Genomic DNA, 15,211 nt, shown 5'->3' with positions numbered 1-15,211 from the left:
CCGATCAGGCGCTGTCAGCGCACGACGCTGTAGCGCGCGCCTGCGACATCGAGCACGTCGTATGCGGTGTGCAACGCCACCGGGGCGCCGACGCTCGCCTCGAGCGCCGCGCCGCCCGCGTTCCAGACCGCGATGAGGTGGCCGTCGAGCGTGCGCAGGTGCAGCATGCCCGAGCCCGGGTCGGCGTCCTCGACCACGGCATCCAGCCAGCTCAGCGGGGTGGATGCGGCCATGCGTGCCTGGATCAGATGCAGCGCATGTCCCGGGGCGTAGGAGGAGCACGCTCCGCCACGATCGCACATGCACGCCGTACCCTCGCGCACCTCGAGGGGCGACAGGCGGGGTGGGGGCGTGGTCATGACGGTGCTCCTTCTGAATCGGATGCACCGAGAGTACGACGCACCATGGCCGTCGTCGATACGAGCCGACACGCGAAGAAACACGACCCGTTCCGGCGGTCAGCGCGTCTGGGCCTCCACGATCGCGCGTTCCAGGTCGCCGGGCTCGGTGAGGACGATCCGGCGGCCGTCGACGAAGAAGGTCGGGGTGCTCTCCACACCCAGGAAGGTGCCCTCCGAGCGATCCCGGCGCACGCGTTCGGTGGTCGCGGGGTCGGCGACCGCGGCGTCGTACGCGTCGAGGTCGAGCCCGAGCTCCTCGGCGAGCGCGCGGAACACCTCCGGGGTCGCCTCGGCGGCCCCCGCCCACTGCGGCTGGGTCTGCAACAGAAGGTCGTACATGGCCTCGAACTCGCCCTGCTGACCTGCCGCCTCCGCCGCGCGTGCGGCCGCCATCGCGTTGGCATGCCCGGACAGCGGGAAGTAGCGCACCGCGAAGGTGATCGCCCCGTCGTATCGCGCGCGCAGGTCGTCGATCGTCGGTTGCAGCGCCGCGCACGCCCCGCACTCGAAGTCGAGGAACTCGACCACCGTCACCGCGTCGGGTCCGGCGTCGTCGAGCACATGGGAATCCGCTCGCAGCGCCTGCGGCTTCGGGTCGTTCTCGCTCTCGGCGCGCTGCGCCACGGCGTACACGAGCAGCCCGACCAGCAGCACCATCACCAGACCGCCGGTGAGGATGACGGCCTTGACGGAGTTCTTCATACGACGATCCTGTCAGCTGACATCCGTGACAGAGCCCGCGACGCCAAGCATCCCGCCGTCGCCGATCGAGGTCAACCCCCTCCGCGGCCGCGCGGACCGGGCGTACGATGCCCGCATGCGCACAGTCACCCGCGCTCGGCGCGCCTCTCGCAGAAGATCGGAACCGGCTGGACTGGTCGGCATCGACCGGATGGTGCGCAACGTCAGAACCGGTCGGTTCGAGCGGTCGCTGTCGGTGCTGACCGCCGTCGGGTCGGTGGTCACCGCGGGCGAGATCTTCTTCGAGCACGACAAGGCGAGCTTCGGAAACCGCTGGATGTGGGCGCCGGTCGTGCTCGGGCCGGTCGGCGCCATCGCCGGCGTCGCCGGGGCGGCGAGCCGCCGCGCCGCGAAGACGCTGCTGCCGGTGGCATCCGCGACGATCATCGCCAACGGGATCCAGGGCGTCTACCTGCATCTGCGCGGTGTGCGCCAGAAGCCGGGCGGGCTCGGCAACCTGCGCTACAACCTCGAGATGGGGCCACCGCTGCTCGCGCCGCTGCTGGTCACACTCGTCGGCGGCATGGGCGTGCTCGCCGCGATCCTCAGGCGGGAAGAATGACCGACCGTCCGCTCCCGATGGAAAGCGGCGACCGCTATCCCGGCTTCCACGTGCTCTCGCAGCGGCGGCACTGGGACGACGCGACCCGCGCCGTCGTGGAGAGCAGGGTCGGCACCCTGCCACAGATCCGCTTCTTCACCGTCGCCGAGGAGGCCGCCGCGACCGCGCTGTTCGATCAGCTGCTCGACCAGCGCGCAGAGCCGAAGGTGCCGATCACGCGCATGGTCGATGTACGTCTCGCCGAGGGCCAGTTCGACGGCTGGCACCACGACTCGATGCCGCCCGACGACCAGGCCTGGCGGCAGACTCTCGCCCTGCTCGATGACGAGGCTCGCGAGCGCTGCGGGCGGCCCTTCGCCGAATGCCGCTGGAACGAGCAGAACGACATGCTCGCGCAGATCCACGACTCCGACGCCGACTTCTGGCGCGGGATGCCCCGCGCGCTGGTGTGGAACCTGTGGAACCGGTACGCCTGCACGGCCTTCTACTCGCATCCCTCCGCCTGGGACGAGATCGGATTCGCCGGCCCCGCCTACCCCCGCGGCTACAAGAACATCGGCATCGACCGTCTTGAGCCGTTCGAGGTCCGCGACGTGCGGCCGCAAGCCGACCCCCTGCGCGAGAAGCACGATGAGTGATCTGCGTGAACGCAACGAGTCCGCCTGGCTGCTGCGCCCGGACGGCTCGGCGATCGAGCCGCAGCTGATCCAGGACATGCGGCGCTTCGCCGACGACGACGAGGTGGACGTGGCGATCGTCGGCTGCGGCGCGGGCGGGTCGACCCTGCTGCAGCGCGTCGCGCGTGCCGGGTGGAAGGCCGTCGCGTTCGAGGCCGGGCCGTTCTGGGACCCCGAGGCCGACTGGGTCAGCGATGAGGCGGGCTCGCATCACCTGTACTGGAACGAGCCCCGCCAGATCGGCGGCGCCGACCCGGTGCCGCTCGGGTCGAACAACTCCGGTCGCGGCGTCGGTGGGTCGATGATCCACTACGCCGGCTATGTCCCGCGCTTCCACCCAAGCGACTTCCGCACGCGGACCCAGGACGGGGTGGGCGCGGACTGGCCGATGGCCTACGAGGACCTGCGACCCTACTACGAGGACATCGAGCAGGAGCTGCCGGTGGCGGGGGAGCACTGGCCATGGGGCGACCCGCACGACTACCCGCATCGGCCGCACCCCGTCTCGGGCAACGGCGAGGTCTTCCAGCGCGGAGCGCTGGCCCTCGGCATCCCCGCCCGCGTCGGGCCGGTGGCGATCGCGAACGGCAGGTTCGGACACCGCCCGCACTGCATCTACCGCGGCTTCTGCCTGCAGGGCTGCAAGGTCAACGCGAAGGCGTCGCCGCTGATCACGCACCTGCCCGACGCGCTCGCGCACGGTGCGGAGGTGCGCGCCGAGAGCATGGTGACCTCCGTCGAGATCGACCAGCGAACCGGCAGAGCAACCGGCGTGCACTATCTGAGGAACGGCGTGGCGCGCTTCCAGCGCGCGCGGATGGTCGCGATCGCGGGCTACTCGATCGAGACGCCGCGGCTGCTGCTGAACTCCACCTCCGCGCGCTTCCCGGACGGCCTGTGCAACGACCACGATCTCGTCGGGCGCTACCTCATGGTGCAGGGCGCGCCGCAGACCGCCGGCCGCTTCGAGGCCGAGATCCGCATGTGGAAGGCGCCGCCGCCCGAGGTGAGCACCGAGCAGTTCTACGAGACCGATCCCGGCAAGCCCTACAAGCGCGGCTTCTCGGTGCAGACCGTCTCGCCGCTGCCGATCACCTGGGCCGAGCACGTCTCGGCCGGCGGACGGTGGGGCCGGCGGATGCGCGACTACATGACCGACTACCCGCACTGGGCGTGCTTCGGCGCGCTGTGCGAGTTCCTGCCGCAGGCCGGCAACCGGGTGACCCTCGCCGACGAGAAGGATCGCTACGGTCTGCCCGTCGCGCACTTCGCGTACTCGCAATGCGAGAACGACCGGATGCTGCTGGACGCCGCTCAGCACGTGATGGAGGACATCCTCCGGGCCGCCGGCGCGGAGGAGGTGATCACCATCCAGCGCTTCGCCCACCTCGTCGGGGGCGCCCGGATGGGCGCCGACGAGACCCAGGGGGTGGTCGACGCGGACTGTCGCGCCTTCGCGGTGCCGAACCTCCTGATAACCGACGGCAGCGTCCTGCCCACCCAGGGCAGCGCCAACCCGGCGCTGACCATCATGTCGGTCGCCGCGCGCGCAGCGGACCGGCTGATCCGCAGCAAGAACTAGAGCCAGAGGAGCACACCATGGCATCCACCGTGAGCGACTTCGTCATCCAGCGCATCCGCGAGTGGGGAGTGCGCCGCGTCTTCGGCTTCCCCGGCGACGGCATCGGGGACTTCGACGGTGCACTCGGCCGCGCCGAACGCGGCGAGGACGGCCTGGAGTACATCCGTCCCACCCACGAGGAGATCTGCGCTCTGATGGCCACCGCGCACGCCAAGTTCACCGGCGAGGTGGGCGTGTGCATGGCCACCTCGAGCCCAGGGGCGTTCCACATGCTCAACGGCCTGTACGACGCGAAGATGGACAACCAGCCCGTGGTCGCCTTCGTCGGGCAGCAGGGCCTGAATGCGCTGGGCACCTTCAATCAGCAGCAGAGCAAGCTCGAGCTGACCTTCGCCGACGTCGCCGGCTACGTGCAGACAATCGTCTCGCCCGAGCAGGCGCAGGCCGTCGTCGACACCGCCTTCCGCGTCGCCATCGTCGATCGCACCCCCACGGTGGTGATCCTGCCGCACGACGTGCAGGGCATGAAGATGGTGAAGCCGCAACGCGAGAACTGGGTGTCACGCTCCAGCGCGGTCGCACCGCAGATGGCGATCGTGCCACCCGCGGATGCCGTGGCGAAGGCGGCCGCCGTGATCAACGCCGGCGAGCGGGTGACCTTCCTCGTCGGCGCGGGCGCCGACGGCGCCACCGATGAGGTGCTCGAAGCCGCACGGCGCTGCGGAGCCGGCATCATCACCGCGCTGCGCGGCAAGCAGGTCGTGCCCGGTGACGTCCCGCATCACACCCAGCAGGTGGGCCTGCTGGGGTCGCTGCCGAGCCTGCATCAGATGAACGACTGCGACACCCTGGTCATGCTCGGCACGAACTACCCGTACGGACAGTTCCTGCCCGAGACCGGCAGTGCTCGGGCGGTGCAGGTGGACCTCAAACCTGAGCACATGGGTCTGCGTTATCCGACCGAGGTGAACCTGTGGGGTGACGTGAAGGCGACGCTGACCGCCCTGATCCCGATGCTCGAGGAGCGCACCGACACCTCCTGGCAGCAGAAGATCGCAGCGGAGATGGTCGACTGGGAGCGCGAGATGCACGCGCAGGCGATGACCGAGTACGACGACGGGGTGAATCCGCGCCGGGTGTTCCACGCGCTGAACGAGCGGCTACCGGAGGGGGCGATCGTCACGACGGATGCCGGATCCACCGCCGACTGGTACGGACACCACATCCGGCTCCGGCGCGGCATGCGCGGCGACCTGTCCGGCCGTCTGGCGACGATGCTCGCCGCCATGCCGTACGCGGTCGCCGCGAAATTCGCGTACTCGGATCGCACGGTGATCTGCACGATCGGCGACGGGGCGTTCCAGATGCTCGGCATGAACGAGCTGATCACCGTGAAGAAGTACCTCGAGCGCTGGACCGACAAGCGCTTCATCGTCATGGTGCTGCACAACGACGACCTCACCCAGGTGTCGTGGGAGATGCGCACCGAGGACGCCAACCCGGTGTGGGAGACGTCGCAGCGGGTGGAGTCGGTCGACTACGCGGGCTGGGCCGAGCTGCTCGGCTTCAAGGGCATCCGGGTGACCAAGGACAGCGAGGTCGAGGCGGCGTGGGAGATCGCGCTGGCGCACGACGGCGTGACGCTGATCGACGCGCACACCAGCAAGAACGTCCCGCCCCTGCCGCCGCACATCACGTTCGAGTTCGCGAAGAACACCGGAGAGGCGCTGCTGAAGGGCGACCCGTACGCCCCCGCCGTGATCAAGGACTCGGCGAAGGCGCTGGTGACTGAAGGGGTGCAGCGGGTGAAGAACACGCTGCACCTCGGCCGCTCCGACCCGGGCGACGGTGAGAAGTCGTCGTCGTGAACGCCGGGCGGATTGCGCCTGCCGATGTGGTCATCGACCGCGTCGACGTCGGCGTCTACACCATCCCCACCGACGCCCCGGAGGCGGACGGGACGATCGCGTGGGACTCCACCACGATGATCATCGTGCAGGTCGGTGCCGGGGACCGGACTGGGCTGGGCTGGACGTACGGCACGGCCGCCTGCGGGCAGATCGTCGCGGAGGTGCTGGCTCCCGTGGTGCGCGGCGAGAGCGCGCTGGATGTGCCCGGCCGCTGGCAGGACATGATCACGGCGGTGCGCAACAGCGGCCGTCAGGGGGCGGTCGGCTACGCCGTCTCCGCGGTGGACGTCGCGCTGTGGGACCTGAAGGCGCGTCTGCTCGAGCTGCCGCTGCACCGGCTGCTGGGCGCCGTGCGCGACGAGGTGCTGGTGTACGGCAGCGGCGGGTTCACCACGTACTCCGAGACCCAGCTGCGCGAGCAGCTGGGGCACTGGGCGATCGAGCAGGGCATCCCGCGGGTGAAGATCAAGATCGGGGAGTCCTGGGGTCGTGACCCGCAGCGCGATCTGCGCCGGATGGGTCAGGCGCGGGAGGTGATCGGGGCGGGGACGGAGCTGTTCGTGGATGCCAACGGCGGCTACACCCGCAAGCAGGCGATCCGGGTCATGGCCGACGCGGCAGATCTGGATGTGCACTGGTTCGAGGAGCCGGTCTCATCCGACGACCTGGACGGGCTGCGCGAGGTGCGCGACGCGGTGCGAGCGGATGTCGCGGCGGGAGAGTACGGCTTCGACACGTACTACTTCCGGCGGATGTGCCAGGCGCAGGCGGTGGACTGCCTGCAGATCGACGCGACCCGCTGCGGAGGGATCACCGAGTGGCTGCGGTCGGCCGCGGTCGCGGCATCCTTCGGGCTGGAGGTTTCCGGTCACTGCGCACCGCACCTGCACGCCCACGTCGCCGCCGCGACACCGAACCTGCGCCATCTGGAGTGGTTCCACGACCACGTGCGCATCGAGGGGATGCTCTTCGAGGGGACCCTCGACCCGCAGGGCGGCACGATCACGCCGGATTCGTCGGCACCCGGCAACGGACTGACCCTGCGCACTGCCGATGCGGATCTCTTCCGCGTGTCGTGAGGTCGGTCCGCCTGCCGCAATGGGGGCGAATGGGCGCGCCGGTCACACCACGCGTCGCACGTGCGCGGCGGCCGAAGCCGCCAGGAGTTCGGACAGGCGCTGAAACTCCGCCACGCTGCGCTCGCCGGGCCAGTCGGCCGGCAGCAGCGCCGCGGGCAGGCCGGGGTCGAGGTAGGGGAGCACGCGCCAGCTGTCGATCAGGCGCACGTAGGCGGCGAACGGCTCCGCCGGGTCGAGGTGGTCGAGAGACGTCAGGAAGCGGTCGTGCTCGGCGCGCAGCGCGTCGAGATCCCACCACCGGGCCACCGCGTCCGGCAGCGGCTCGGCCGGCGCCGGGTCGCGCGTGTGGAACAGGGTGGCGTAGCAGCGGGCCTCCAGCTCGGCGAGCAGCTGCTCGACCTCGTCGGCGAGGTGGCCGGGCAGGATCCACAGCCCGGCCGACACCGCACCCGCGCCGATGAACTGCAGGCGGCGGCGCAGCTGATGCCGCACATCGCGGCGGGTCTCGGGGATCGTCGCCGACACCAGCAGCCACTCGTCGTGGGGGCGCATGGCGCGCACCTGGAAGATGCGCCGGTCGCCGCGCTCGAGCATCGGCACGGCAGCCGGGTTGAGCGCGTACCCGGCATCCGGAGCGGCGAGCAGCAGGCCGCGCTTTTTGAGGCGGGTGATCGCGGTGCGCGCCCGGGCGGCCGGGATGCCGAGATCGCCGGCCAGCCGCACCAGCGCCGCCGAGGAGATCCGCCCCCCGAGCGGGCGCAGATACAGCCCGATCAGGGTGCGCAGCAGGGAGGTGGTGCTGCCCGGACGCGCCTCGATGTCGTCGAGCACGACATCGGGCGGGGCGGTGGTCATGACTGCAGCGCGTCGCGCACGGCGAGGATGCCGCGCAGGGTCTCCTCGTGCGAGGTGCTCAGCGGCGACAGTCCCAGGCGGATGCCGTCCGGGAAGCGGAAGTCCGGAATGATCCCATCCGTCCACAGCTGCTGTGTGACCTCCTGGAACGAATCGTGTCCGATCGTGACGTGCCCGCCGCGTCGCGAGGCCTCGCGCGGCGACAGCATCCGCACGCCGAGCGGCGCGAGCACGGCGTCGTACGCGCGGATGGCGAACTCGGTGAGCGTGATCGACTTCGCCCGCACCGCGTCGACGCCCCCCGCCTCGATGAGATCGAGCATGCCCTGCATGGCGAGCATCGACAGCACCGGAGGGGTGCCGCTGAGCAGCTGGCGGATGCCGGGCGCCGGGGTGTACTGCGGGCCCATGGCGAAGATGTCTGCCGCACTCCACCATCCGTGGATCGGCTGGGTCAGCCAGCCGTGATGCGCGGCGGCGAGGTAGGCGAAGGCGGGCGAGCCGGGACCCCCGTTCAGGTACTTGTAGGTGCAGCCGACCGCCATGTCGACGCCCCACTCGTCGAGCTTCATGGGCACGACTCCCGCGGAGTGGCAGAGGTCCCAGAGCATCAGCGCACCGGCGTCCTTGGCCACGCGGGTGATGCGCGGCATGTCGGCCAGAGCGCCGGAGCGGTAGTCGACGTGGCTGAGCACGACCAGGGCGGTGCGCTCGGAGACGACGGATGCCACCTGCTCGGGCGTGAGCCCGGTGACCGGGTCGGGCTCCACCCAGCGCACGGTCGTGCCGGTCTCGTCGGCGACGCCCGCGACGATGAAGCGGTCGGTGGGGAAATTGCCGGCTTCCATGACGATCTCGGTCCGGCCGGGCTGCGCGGCCACCGCGGCGCGCATGAGCTTGTACAGCAGCACGCTGGTGGAGTCCGCGACCACGGTCTGCCCCTCCGCGGCGCCCAAGGTGAGCGAGCCGATCCGGTCGCCCAGCTGCATGGGCAGCTGCATCCACTGCTCGTCCCACGAGCGGATCAGCCGGGTGCCCCAGTCGTCGCGCACGAAGGCAGCGACCTTCTCGGGCAGATCGCGCAGCGGGCGGCCCAGCGAGTTGCCGTCGAGGTAGGCCACCACGCCGGGGGCGTCTGCGAACTCGGCGAGATGGTGGGCGAGCGGATCGGCCTGGTCGAGCTTGCGGGCTTCGGCGAGCAGGTCGGCGGTGATGTCGGTCATGTCACGGCTCCAGGATGTCGGCGTCGATGTCGGCGGGAGAGAGTCGATGGGCCCGGTTCGGGTCGCCGTCGGGCAGCAGCAGAAGGGGGCCTGCCGCGAGCGGGTCGGCGGGGGAGAGGGCGGCCAGCAGGTCGAGCCCGTCGATGCCGGCGGCGCGCAGGGCGTCGATCTCGGCCGCGTGCAGGTCGACGGGCATCTCGCCGTTGCCCATGTCAGTGCCGTAGAGCACCTCGCCGCCGGCGGCGACGAAGCGCCGCACGTTGTCGACGGCGATCGCCCGCACCGCGCTGTCGTGGATCGCCAGTGTGGAGATCCACGACGCGGACGCCGCCTGCGCAGCCACCTCCGCGTCGGAGAGCCGCTCGCTGAACGGCGCGTGCGCGAGGCGCGTCACCCCCAGGCGCAAGGCGCGCTGCGCCTGACCCTGGCCCTCCGCATGCGCGACGACGGGAAGGCGGTGCGCGGCCGCGCGGCGGACCACCGCGCGGAACGCGTCGTCGTCGAGCAGCGGGCCGGCCTCGCTGTGCGCGACGACCTTGATCAGCGAGACCCCGAGGGCGGCGAGCTCGTCGACGACGGCGGCCGCATGCACGGGATCCGGAATCTCGCGCACCGCACCCGCCGGAGCCCAGGCGCGATCCGAGGGATACCCGCCCGGTGCGGTGAGGAACGGGCCGGCGTACTCAACCGTGGGCCAGAACTCCGCAGAGACGGCACCGTCGGGGCCGAGATCCGCCGTTTCCCCGTCGTCAGCGCCCGGTTCTCCGGAGTTCTGCGCCGCGATCTCGCGCGCCCACTCCGGATCCGCACCCAGATCGATCACCCGGCCGAGCCGGGAGCGGCTCAGCCGGTGGTGGTCGACGAGCTGCAGGTGCACATGGTGGTCGGTGAACAGCCCGGTGACCACCCCGTCGAGAACCGCAGCGCCGTGCGGCGCCTGCCCTTCCCGCAGGATGACGCGGCCGTCGCGCACCTGCAGCACACCCGGGCGCACGGCCGAGCCGTCGAAGAAGTGCGCCGCCCGCACTCAGCGTCCGATCTCGGTGCGCACGCTGTACAGCTCGGGGAAGAAGGTCAGATCCAGCGCGCGCTGCAGGAAGCTCACTCCGCTGGAGCCACCGGTGCCGACGTTCATGCCGATCGTACGTGTGACCGTGCGCAGATGCCGGAAGCGCCAGAACTGGAAGTTGTCCTCGACGTCGACGAGCTCCTCGCACGCCTCGTACAGGTCCCAGTGCTCGTGCGGGTGCTCGTAGATCTCGCGGATGGCGGGGACGAGCTCGGGGTGCTCGCGGTACGGCTCGCGCACGTCGCGGTCGAGGATCTGCTGCGGGATGGGCAGTCCACGGCGGGCGGCGTAGCGCAGGAACTCGTCGTACACGGTGGGTCGCTCCCACTCCGCGGTGAGCATGGCGAGGTTCTCCGGGTGATCGTTGAACACGCTCAGCATCCGCTCGTTCTTGTTGCCGAGCGCGAACTCCACGCACCGGTACTGCACCGACTGGAAGCCCGAGGAGCTGCCGAGGTCGCCGCGGAACTCGGCGTACTCGGTGGGGGTGAGGGTGGCCAGCACCGACCACTGCTGGGTCAGCACCTCCTGAATGTGCTTGACCCGCGCGATGTGCTTGAGGGCCGCGCGCAGGTCGTCGCCGGCGAGGCGGTCGCGCGCGGTGCCCAGCTCGTGTTGCACGAGCTTGAGCCACAGCTCGGTGGTCTGGTGCTGGATGATGAACAGCATCTCGTCGTGATGCTCGGGACGCGACACCGGGTGCTGGGCGCCGAGCAGACGATCCAGGTCGAGGTAGAGCCCGTAGGTCATCCGGTCCTTCAGATCGGTGACGATGCCCTCTTCGAGCGCGCGCTGATTCTCGCCGTCGGCCATGCCGCCGAACGTATCACTTACGTGGCGGTCGTCACAACCGTGAGATGCGAATGCAGTTCCGTGCAGGGTGACCCGATATTCTCGCGCCATGGGAGACAGCATCAGCGCACGGCGTTTCACTCGACAGGATCGGGCGCGGTTCCGTGAACAGGTGCAGCGCGGGCTCGCGGCGCTGGAGACGATGCTGGGCGACGGCTGGTTCGAAGAGGCCTCGCAGCCGCAGCTGGGCATGGAGATCGAGCTGAATCTCGTCGACGGCGAACGAAATCCGGCGATGACCAACGAGCAGGTGCTCGACGCCATCGCGAACCCCGCGTTCCAGACCGAGCTGGGTCGCTTCAACGTCGAGATCAACGTCGCCCCGCGCCCGCTCGCCGGCGACAGCCTCGCCGAGCTTGAGCGCGTGCTGCGCTCAGCCTTCGCCGCTGCCGACGAGCGGGCACACAGCGCCGGCAGCGACCTGGCGATGGTGGGCATGCTGCCCACTCTCGACGAGACCCACTTCACCGAGCGCTGGCTGTCGCGCGAGCCCCGGTACAAGATGCTCGGGCAGCAGATCCTCGCCGCGCGCGGCGAGGACATCGAGCTGCGTCTGGACGGGGTGGCCCTCGATGACGCCGCCGAGGCAGAGGATCTCGACATCGTCTGCGACACGATCCTGCCCGAGGCCGCGTGCACGTCGATGCAGCTTCACCTGCAGGTGAAGCCCGAGGAGTTCGCCGCCCATTGGAACGCCGCGCAGGCCATCGCCGGCGTGCAGGTCGCCCTTGCGGCGAACTCGCCCTTCTTCGCGGGGCGCGCGCTGTGGCACGAGACGCGGATTCCGATGTTCGAGCAGGCCACCGATACGCGCTCGCACGAGCTGAAGAATCAGGGGGTGCGCCCGCGGGTGTGGTTCGGCGAGCGCTGGATCACCTCGATCTTCGATCTCTTCGAAGAGAACTCCCGTTACTTTCCGGCGCTGCTGCCGGAGTGCTCCGACCAGGACCCGCTGGCCACGATGCAGGCGGGCACCGCGCCGGATCTCAGCGAGCTGCGCATGCACAACGGCACCGTGTACCGCTGGAACCGTCCGATCTACGATACGCAGGACGGCGGATGCCACCTCCGGCTCGAGAACCGGGTGCTGCCGGCGGCCCCGTCGATGGCCGATGCTCTGGCGGACACCGCCTTCTACTACGGCCTGCTGCAGTCGCTCGCGCACGCCGAGCGCCCGCTGTGGTCGCAGATGACCTTCGACGCGGCGGATGAGAACCTGCGTGCGGCCGCGCGAGAGGGCATCGAGTCCAGCCTGTACTGGCCCGAGCTCGGCTGGGTCGGTCCGCGCGAGCTCGTGCTGCGTCGGCTCCTGCCTCTGGCAGCAGAGGGCCTGGACGCCCACGGCGTCTCGGCGGAGGCGCGTGACCGCTACCTGGGCATCATCGAGCAGCGGTGCATCACCGGACGCAACGGCGCCACCTGGCAGCGCGCGAACGTCGCCGCCAGGGAGAGGGCAGGCGAGTCGCGTCCGCAGGCGCTGCGGGGCATGCTCGACGACTACCTCGAGCGGATGCACTCGGGCGATCCCGTGCACACCTGGACCCCCTGAACCCGCTCTGCCCCACCCCTTTGCCAAAGTGACGGCGGCTAGGCCAGGATCTCGGCGGTCCTGGCCAGCGTGATCTGCGGGGGATACAGGCTCATCACGTGCAGCGCGGCGGCGTGGTTCTCCGCCGTCGACCCGGCGCAGGCGTCGGTCGCGACGGTGAGGTGCGCGCCGGCATCCGCCCCCGCCAGCGCGGTCGACAGCACGCAGCAATCCGTCGACACCCCGGCGAGCACGACGTGCGCGCCGCGACCGACGATGTCCTCGAGCTGCGCACCCCACTTGCCGAAGGTGGGCAGGTCGAGGGTGGGATGCGGTGAGAGCGCGGCCGCCGCCGGCACGAGGTCGAACAGCTCGTCGGTCGCCGGCTGGTCGGCGAACGGCCACGTGGCGAAGTAGGCGCCCCACGAGGTGGAGCGGTCGGCGGTCGGCATCCACCGTGTCATCAGCACGCGCTCGCCGAACCGGTCGGCCAGCTGCGCGATGTTCTGCATCGCGGACCCGAAGAACGGCGATCCCCACTCGGAGTCGGGCGAGGCGAAGATGTTCTGCGGATCTATGACGACCAGCCAGGCGTCCGCGGTCCCGCCCTCTGTCACGCCTGCTCCTGGCGACGGATCCGGCTCGCGCGGGCGAACCAGGTGACGACGAACGAGAGCACCAGCGCGATGAACACGCCGAGGTTCGCGTAGGCCCACTCGCCGTCCTTGCCGCCGATGAGCGGCAGAAGGTAGCCCTGCCAGTTGTTCCAGGCTGCGTCTTCCGCGAACAGGTTGACGACCAGGCCCCAGCCGATGATCGACGTCACGATCATGGTGCCGATCGAGGTCCAGTCCCACGCTCCGTAACGGCCGTTCGCGTCGAACAGCGCCGCCTCGTCGTAGTCGCAGCGGCGGCGCAGGATGTCGGCGATGAGGATACCGGCCCACGACGCGAGCGGCACGCCGAGCGTGATGAGGAACGACTGGAACGGGCCGAGGAAGCCCTGGTCGCCGAACACGACGAGGATCGTGACGATGGTGAGGATGAGTCCGTCGATTCCTGCCGCGGCCGGCCGGGGGATGCGGATGCCGAGGCTGAGCAGCGTCAGGCCGGAGGAGTAGATGCCGAGCACGGCCCCGGACACGAGCGCGAGCACCGCGGTGAGCAGGAAGGGGACGAGCACCCAGATCGGCAGGATCACGGCCAGTGCGCCGATCGGGTCGGCGCCGACGGCATCCAAGAGCTTCTCGTCGGAGCCGGCGAGCAGCACACCGAAGACCACGAGGATGACGGGGGCGATCGCTCCACCGAAGGTGTTCCAGAACACGATCGCGCCATCGGAAGCGGTGCGCTTCTGATACCGCGACCAGTCGGCGGCGATGTTGATCCAGCCCAGCCCGAAACCGGTCATCACCATGACCAGCGCGCCGATGACCTGCCCGATGCTGCCGTCGGGCCTGGCGAGCACCGCCCCGAGATCGATCCTGCCGGCGGCGAGCACGATGTAGAGGATGGTCACGACGCCGGTGAGCCAGGTGAGCACCGACTGCAGCTTCATGATCGTGTGGTACCCGAGCACCGAGGCGGTCACGATGAGCGCGGCGACGATCACGGTCGCGATGATCTTCAACGCGACGTTGTCGCCGTCGCCGCCGAGCTGCGTGATCACCGTGGCCGTCGCGAGCACGGCCATGATGGCGAGGAAGGTCTCCCATCCGATCGAGGTGAGCCACGATACGATGCCGGGCACCTTCTGCCCGTGCACGCCGAAGGCGGCGCGCGAGAGGACCATGGTCGGCGTCGATCCGCGCTTGCCGGCGATCGCGATGAGCCCGCACAGCAGGAACGACACGACGATGCCGACGATCGAGACGATCGTCGCCTGCCAGAACGAGATGCCGAAGCCCAGCACGAAGGAGCCGTAGCTCATGCCGAACACCGACACGTTGGCGGCGAACCACGGCCAGAACAGATCGCGCGGTCGCGCGGTGCGATCGGACTCCGGAATGATCTCGATGCCGGTGCGCTCGATGAGTGCCGGCGACGTGCTGTCGGTCATGCCCTCATCCTGGCACCGCAGCCGTCGTCTCGGGGGCAGGGCCCGCGGTCAGCGCCCGAGCAGGTCGGAGATGGCGGCGATCGCACCGTCGGCGACGCGGAAGTACGCCCAAGTCCCGCGCTTCTCACGCTCGAGGAAACCGGCCGAGACCAGCACTCGCAGATGGTGCGAGACCGTGGGCTGGCTCAGTCCGAGCGGCTCGGTCAGGTCGCAGACGCACGCTTCGCCGTCGGCGTGCGCCGAGATCATCGAGATCAGCCGGAGTCTGGCCGGGTCGGCGAGGGCCTTCAGGGAGGATGCCAGTGACTCCGCGTTCTGAACGGAGATCGGCGCCCGGGTCAGCGGCGCGCAGCAGGAGCGCAGGTCGCGCAGGGGGATGAGCTCTGAGACAGGCACATCTCGATTCTGTCTGATGTATTGACGATCGTCAATATATCCGCCACGATGGCTGGGAATCATATAGATGGACATCGATGTAAGGGGGTGTGACATGGACGACTGCTGCGAGATCCTCGAAGACGGCACGTGCGTCGCAGACTGCTGCTGACCTCGATGCGCCCGTGGCGGGGGGGGCGGGCCGGGGCGGCCCCCCCCCGGCGACACAAGGCAAGGGGGTGAGTGGTGTGGGGGCGCCGGGGCGGGGCGAAGAGCGGCGCGGGGGGGCGGCCCCCAG

15 protein-coding genes are annotated in these 15,211 nt (G+C 70.0%); 6 read left to right on the top strand and 9 right to left on the bottom strand.

Annotated features, from left to right (window positions below):
• Positions 1 to 14: 14 nt before the first annotated feature.
• Entirely contained in the window at positions 15 to 359 is a 345-nt protein-coding gene (locus tag WFG93_RS00075; protein WP_336644276.1) for a hypothetical protein, read from the bottom strand.
• Between the two features lie 99 nt (positions 360 to 458).
• A complete protein-coding gene (locus WFG93_RS00070; protein WP_336644275.1) occupies positions 459 to 1,103 on the bottom strand; it encodes a DsbA family protein in 645 nt (214 codons plus the stop codon).
• A gap of 115 nt (positions 1,104 to 1,218) precedes the next feature.
• Between WFG93_RS00070 and WFG93_RS00065 the strand changes: the two genes are divergently transcribed.
• Genes WFG93_RS00065 through WFG93_RS00045 form a run of 5 tightly spaced genes read left to right on the top strand, consistent with a single transcriptional unit; the run spans position 1,219 to position 6,952 of the window.
• Positions 1,219 to 1,704: a hypothetical protein gene (locus WFG93_RS00065; RefSeq protein WP_336644274.1), complete on the top strand. Its 486-nt coding sequence runs from the start codon at positions 1,219 to 1,221 to the stop codon at positions 1,702 to 1,704.
• Complete coding sequence (locus tag WFG93_RS00060; protein ID WP_336644273.1) at positions 1,701 to 2,342, top strand: gluconate 2-dehydrogenase subunit 3 family protein; 642 nt, start codon at positions 1,701 to 1,703, stop codon at positions 2,340 to 2,342. The genes WFG93_RS00065 and WFG93_RS00060 overlap by 4 nt, the downstream gene beginning before the upstream one ends.
• Positions 2,335 to 3,963 carry a GMC family oxidoreductase gene (locus WFG93_RS00055; RefSeq protein ID WP_336644272.1) on the top strand — a complete coding sequence of 543 codons (1,629 nt, stop codon included), beginning with the start codon at positions 2,335 to 2,337 and terminating at the stop codon, positions 3,961 to 3,963. Before WFG93_RS00060 ends, WFG93_RS00055 begins: the two co-directional genes overlap by 8 nt.
• 17 nt (positions 3,964 to 3,980) lie before the next feature.
• Positions 3,981 to 5,831, top strand: a complete 1,851-nt coding sequence (locus tag WFG93_RS00050; RefSeq protein WP_336644271.1) for a thiamine pyrophosphate-requiring protein — start codon at positions 3,981 to 3,983, stop codon at positions 5,829 to 5,831.
• Positions 5,828 to 6,952 carry an enolase C-terminal domain-like protein gene (locus WFG93_RS00045; protein WP_336644270.1) on the top strand — a complete coding sequence of 375 codons (1,125 nt, stop codon included), beginning with the start codon at positions 5,828 to 5,830 and terminating at the stop codon, positions 6,950 to 6,952. The genes WFG93_RS00050 and WFG93_RS00045 overlap by 4 nt, the downstream gene beginning before the upstream one ends.
• A gap of 42 nt (positions 6,953 to 6,994) precedes the next feature.
• Here WFG93_RS00045 and WFG93_RS00040 read toward each other — a convergent pair whose 3' ends face one another.
• The 4 genes from WFG93_RS00040 to WFG93_RS00025 are packed head-to-tail and all read right to left on the bottom strand — an operon-like array spanning position 6,995 to position 10,912.
• Positions 6,995 to 7,807 carry a PaaX family transcriptional regulator gene (locus tag WFG93_RS00040; RefSeq protein WP_336644269.1) on the bottom strand — a complete coding sequence of 271 codons (813 nt, stop codon included), beginning with the start codon at positions 7,805 to 7,807 and terminating at the stop codon, positions 6,995 to 6,997.
• The gene (locus WFG93_RS00035) at positions 7,804 to 9,030 is read right to left on the bottom strand and encodes a kynureninase (protein ID WP_336644268.1); all 1,227 of its coding nucleotides are present in this window, start codon (positions 9,028 to 9,030) and stop codon (positions 7,804 to 7,806) included. The genes WFG93_RS00040 and WFG93_RS00035 overlap by 4 nt, the downstream gene beginning before the upstream one ends.
• A gap of 1 nt (position 9,031) precedes the next feature.
• Entirely contained in the window at positions 9,032 to 10,057 is a 1,026-nt protein-coding gene (locus WFG93_RS00030; protein ID WP_336644267.1) for a hydrolase, read from the bottom strand.
• Positions 10,058 to 10,912, bottom strand: coding sequence for a tryptophan 2,3-dioxygenase (locus tag WFG93_RS00025; protein WP_336644266.1), 855 nt, complete (start codon positions 10,910 to 10,912; stop codon positions 10,058 to 10,060).
• Positions 10,913 to 11,000: 88 nt separating this feature from the next.
• Between WFG93_RS00025 and WFG93_RS00020 the strand changes: the two genes are divergently transcribed.
• Positions 11,001 to 12,500: a glutamate-cysteine ligase family protein gene (locus tag WFG93_RS00020; RefSeq protein ID WP_336644265.1), complete on the top strand. Its 1,500-nt coding sequence runs from the start codon at positions 11,001 to 11,003 to the stop codon at positions 12,498 to 12,500.
• Positions 12,501 to 12,538: 38 nt separating this feature from the next.
• Here the strand turns inward: WFG93_RS00020 and WFG93_RS00015 are convergent, their stop codons facing one another.
• Genes WFG93_RS00015 through WFG93_RS00005 form a run of 3 tightly spaced genes read right to left on the bottom strand, consistent with a single transcriptional unit; the run spans position 12,539 to position 14,934 of the window.
• On the bottom strand, positions 12,539 to 13,096 hold the full coding sequence (locus tag WFG93_RS00015) for a cysteine hydrolase family protein (protein WP_336644264.1): 558 nt from the start codon (positions 13,094 to 13,096) through the stop codon (positions 12,539 to 12,541).
• Positions 13,093 to 14,538, bottom strand: coding sequence for a purine-cytosine permease family protein (locus WFG93_RS00010; RefSeq protein WP_336644263.1), 1,446 nt, complete (start codon positions 14,536 to 14,538; stop codon positions 13,093 to 13,095). The genes WFG93_RS00015 and WFG93_RS00010 overlap by 4 nt, the downstream gene beginning before the upstream one ends.
• Positions 14,539 to 14,586: 48 nt before the next feature.
• Entirely contained in the window at positions 14,587 to 14,934 is a 348-nt protein-coding gene (locus WFG93_RS00005; protein ID WP_336644262.1) for an ArsR/SmtB family transcription factor, read from the bottom strand.
• Between the last annotated feature and the right edge of the window lie 277 nt (positions 14,935 to 15,211).

It is taken from the genome of Microbacterium sp. USHLN186 (genome assembly GCF_037145155.1).
GTDB lineage: Bacteria > Actinomycetota > Actinomycetes > Actinomycetales > Microbacteriaceae > Microbacterium.
Note: the sequence above shows the minus strand (reverse complement) of the source record. Positions and strands in the feature narration are given on the sequence as shown.